The 4,442-nt window shown below is 36.5% G+C and carries 3 protein-coding genes; 1 reads left to right on the top strand and 2 read right to left on the bottom strand.

Annotation, left to right across the window (positions count from 1 at the left end):
- The first annotated feature begins 1,129 nt into the window (after positions 1 to 1,129).
- Positions 1,130 to 1,297 (top strand): hypothetical protein, encoded by a 168-nt coding sequence (locus RMY63_RS06085; protein WP_322727843.1) that lies wholly within the window; start codon positions 1,130 to 1,132, stop codon positions 1,295 to 1,297.
- 77 nt (positions 1,298 to 1,374) lie between these two features.
- Here RMY63_RS06085 and RMY63_RS06080 read toward each other — a convergent pair whose 3' ends face one another.
- Both RMY63_RS06080 and RMY63_RS06075 read right to left on the bottom strand, forming a co-directional pair.
- The gene (locus RMY63_RS06080) at positions 1,375 to 3,312 is read right to left on the bottom strand and encodes a TnsD family transposase (RefSeq protein WP_322727842.1); all 1,938 of its coding nucleotides are present in this window, start codon (positions 3,310 to 3,312) and stop codon (positions 1,375 to 1,377) included.
- A 533-nt stretch (positions 3,313 to 3,845) separates the two neighbouring features.
- On the bottom strand, positions 3,846 to 4,430 hold the full coding sequence (locus RMY63_RS06075; protein ID WP_322727841.1) for a hypothetical protein: 585 nt from the start codon (positions 4,428 to 4,430) through the stop codon (positions 3,846 to 3,848).
- Between the last annotated feature and the right edge of the window lie 12 nt (positions 4,431 to 4,442).

Here is a 4,442-nt window from a genome sequence, read left to right as displayed (position 1 = left end):
AGGTTCCTATCCTTTAATGAATGCTTTTTTACAGAAAAAAGTAATAACTTTTTTCTATCTATGTTATTTTTAATAGCCTCAATAAACGTGGTTGTCTACAAATTATATAATAATTGTTTTCGAGCAAATATTTGTGTTAGTACAACATAAGTGACTCAATTCATCTTTGAACTTTTTATCTGTATCTCTATTACTAGGCAATCGTCTATGATTAAACTTTAATTAATGGTATTTAATTAATCGCATCCTTCTGTTTCATTGGGTTAACTCTTTTTGCTGATTTGAATTCTTTAAATACTTAGTATGTTATTTAACTGTATTAGCCCACCCTACTTTAAGTAGATTTTTTAATAATTACAATTATTTAGTTATGTTTTTCGGAAAGTACAGCTATATATCAAAGATTCTTACTCATCTATTTCAACTATTTTTTGGGTTTCTAGTTTTTGAACATCAGTAATTAGTTTCTATGCTAAATAGACTTTTTAGCTCCTCTGTAATGGATAAATCTTGAATTACTGAAAAACTATTACGGATTCCTTTTTGCTCCGTTCTGCATAAATATCCTTGAAAATCGCTTCGTAAGCTTATTTAAAGGTAAGCTTTTACTTTAATCTAGAAATCATCTCAGATTTGCCAATAAAATGCAATACCACTTAAGAAAGTTAAGCAGGTAGTTAAGCAGACAGTTAAGACAGTTAAGACAGTTAAGACAGTTAAGACAGTTAAGACAGTTAAACAAATAATAAAGATATTTAAAATAGTTAGTGAATATTGAACAAAAATTCAGAAGTCAGAATCACTCACGAAGAGTGATTCTGACCCGCCGCTGATTGAAGATCACCAAATATACGATTTCGTGGGGGTCTAAACCCGTTTATTCATCCGCCACTCGTACAGAATTCATACCTGTTTTCTGGCTTCTAGATTCTGTTTTGATAATTATTCTTTGGAAGTCTCCTGAAGCCAAACTTTCGCCCGACAAACACGTTTCCTTTGTGAGAGAGAGCTAGACTAGCACTTTCAAGGTGCGACCGAACATCGCCGCGATGCCTGCGGCGGGCTACTGTGGAATGAAAACTTTGCTTATGCCACAGGTTGGGATGAATCCAAAGGACGTTATCTTGGTTTGAAAGCAGCTGAACACATTACCGTAACCCTTAGCAGTCAAAATCTGATAGTTAAGCCAGAAGTAGCGCAACGCCAGTTTGAGACAGATGCTGCTTTTGCTTGTTGCTGTCAACGGCTTACTGGTTGCAGATGTAGCTTAGAACTCAATATTCTTACCATCACCTAGAGACGTGAATTTAACACGTCTCTTTTTTCTTTGGAACTTTTGCTCAACATAACTATGATCAAGAAAGCGTTATTAACTTAATCGGGTTGTTTATAAAGCTCGCTTTCTAAAGCTGCTTTTACTCTCTGTGAGCAATTTTCTCGTAGTGCAGCAAGTCTAATCACCTTCCAAGGCTGAATTTCTTCTCCGCAATCATCAAGCCGCTGAATTGCCCACTTAATACGCCTAATCTGAAAATCCTCTACAGTTTCTGTCACTGATTCTAAATAAACCTTAGTCACTGGCATTTCTGACAAATGTTTTTCGAGTAGTGCCAGTAAGCCAATAGCTTTGCCTATCTTGCCAATAGTTATTCTCGCGGGTTTTTCTGCACTCAGAAGCGATCGCACAGCATTTTTTACCTTTTCGAGAACTTGCTTGTCTCTTTCTATCCAGTCAACTTTACTGATGCAAGGGAGAGGCATTTTTAAAGAAGGCGAATTTTTGTTGAGCCACTCTTTATCGTTTCTGTATAGCCAAATATATGTTGCCTTAGCTAATGCCCTAAGAGTAGTTTTCGATGCCTCTGGGTACTGCTGTAGTAAAGCTTTCCAAGCTTCCCTGTATTTTACTTTGCGATCGCTGGCTAAATTTAGATTTGAGTCTAAAACTTCCTGTAAGTCTACTAGCCGATTTTCCTGTGAAGATTTCCAAAAAGTTTTTAGCTTAAGTATGGCAGTATAGCGGTTTACTGTTCTGGGATCGACATTGAGCCGTCTTGCTGTCTCTCGTAGACCTAATTTTTGGATTTCTATGAGTTGTTTTAGCTTCTGCTCCCAAAATTGACCGTAAGTCAAAACTTTGCCAATTCGTAGCTTGTCTTCATCAGTTTTATCAGGGCCAGTTCTACAATAAACCATCCCACAGGAACAAGAAAAAGTACCTAACGGTTTTTTATTATTCAAACAGTGAGTGACAACAAGATTAGTTATTACTGGCTTGAGGTAATGATCTACCGCAGCATTTAGACACAGCCAAGATCCTTCACCAAAAGGTTTATACTCATAATCCGTGTTGAAAAATTCCTCGATAGAATTCGTCAGAAATCTAATTAGGAGTAGGTGTCTGATGGGATGGAATGACTTTCTATGCTTCCTGACAATGCTGAATAGCCAGTTTTGCTCATTTTCGTAATTCACCATCGAGTTAACAGCCTCAAGCATTTCAGCACCATAAAAGAACAAGAAACTATCTACTAATCTCTTCTGGTTTACTCGCCTGTTTGCAGTTGCAAAATCCTTTTCAATCAATAAAGCTATATATTTTCTTTGAAACCACTCTAGTTCTCTAGAGAAAAGATTATTATTTATCAACCATGAAATATCTTGAGCTAGCAGTCGCAATTTCTTTAAAGTTTCTTGACTGTAAATCTGTTGTATCGGTACAACAGGACAATTTTCTTGGCTTGCAGCATAGTATTCATGCCTGTTAAAACCTTGCATGGGAATTGTGCTATCTTGCAAAGTCACACCATGAACTGGGCAAACCAGAACCCCTGGTGTTTGGTGTAGCTTATGCCAGTAAGACTTCAACGAACTCGCCATAATCCCGGTTCTGGTATGAATGTCTCCTCCGAAATCTGCCTTCATTGACTCCATCACCTGGGTGGCTCTTTTCGGTGGCAGAAAAACACTGTAGAAAGGATAGAGGGTATATTTATATATCAAATCTTCTACTTGATAATTCGAGATAAATTGGAGATTTTCAATCAACGAATTCAGGTTAGAAGGTAAGTCAACAGTAGCTATTACGCCTTGAGAATTAAATAGCTCCCTTAGAGTTATTTTTGGACTGGTGTTACCACTCCTAATGTGGTAACGAGCCAAGATACTGTATAAAATTTCATCTGGATAAGGGGCTGGAAAAAAGCCAAGCATAAATTCTTTCTCATTTTGAAACCGGAAAAGATATTTTTGTAAATTCCAGAGTGTTTCAAGTTTGTGGCGATCGCTATCCGCACCAATTTTCCACAGCAAACAAAATTATGAGGATTTTGTCCCCTATAACCAATACTTTAGGTATTACACAATGCCTATCGTATCGTAAATTTAGGTATTACACGATAACTAAATACCTTTGAACAATTTTAGGACTAGCCCTTTCAAGGTCACTCGTAAAATCTCTTATTTTTTCTCAGCGCTCTCTGTGACTATGCGGTTTTGAAGTATGTTTTTTAACCGCATGGTACACAGAGTAAAGAGCTTAAAGAGGAATTTATTACCTTGAAAGGCTAGCCCTATACCTGAGATTGTTTAACTTAAAACAAACAACCCTGTTAAATTTAACAGGGTTGTTTAAACTGACTTAAATTTTAAGTTAGTGCGTTAAAGTTGGCACTCAGATTTTAGTGCATCTGACGTTTTCAGTTTTGTCTAGACTTTATCGATCACTTTAAACTACCCCTTAAGCAGGAATATGAAGAGGCTTTTCTTGGGAATAAGTCCTTGTTTTAAGCCATTTTTGCCGTTCTTGGTGGCTCATTTCAGTTTTATAGCCTACTCTAACCTGATTAGGAGTAAATTCTTTGTGAGTGTCCGTATGTGTTTGTTTGTCTTTCACAGAAGTCTCTTGCTCCTGTAACAGTAAATTGGAAGGCATAACCGTCTTCTCCTGGGGCAATTGTAACCCAGCCTTTAGGTTCCATCTTAATGATATCCTTATAGTATGGGATAGCTTCCTCCAAAGAGTCAAGATAAACCAAAACTTCATCATTTTCATTTAAAGTGCAAAAACTTAATGCTACCTGAGATACATACCAAAGAAGCCATTGTCCTATGGGAGCAACTTGTCTTGTGCTTTTTGGTACAGATTCTAACTGTAATACTTCTAGTGCATAAGGTATATTTTCCTCAGACACGTAAACGGCATATTTAATGAAACCTAATATATTATCTTTATAAGAAAGCTTAATAATATTTTGGTATTCAAAATCTGTTTTTTCCCATAATTCTTTCCAATTAAAACTCCATTTATCAGAAATAATCATATCCTCTTTTTTAGCAGGTTTTAGGCTGACTTGGATAGAAGTGTTCGCTTGTGTTGTAACAGGAACTTGATAAGCCCCTATTGAGTACATTATTTCTGCACCTAACATTTAGCTTAATTA

It is taken from the genome of Nostoc sp. ChiQUE01b (assembly GCF_034531255.1).
Lineage (GTDB): Bacteria > Cyanobacteriota > Cyanobacteriia > Cyanobacteriales > Nostocaceae > Nostoc.
The sequence above is the reverse complement of the archived record's forward strand: the minus strand, read 5'-3'. Positions and strand labels throughout refer to the sequence as shown.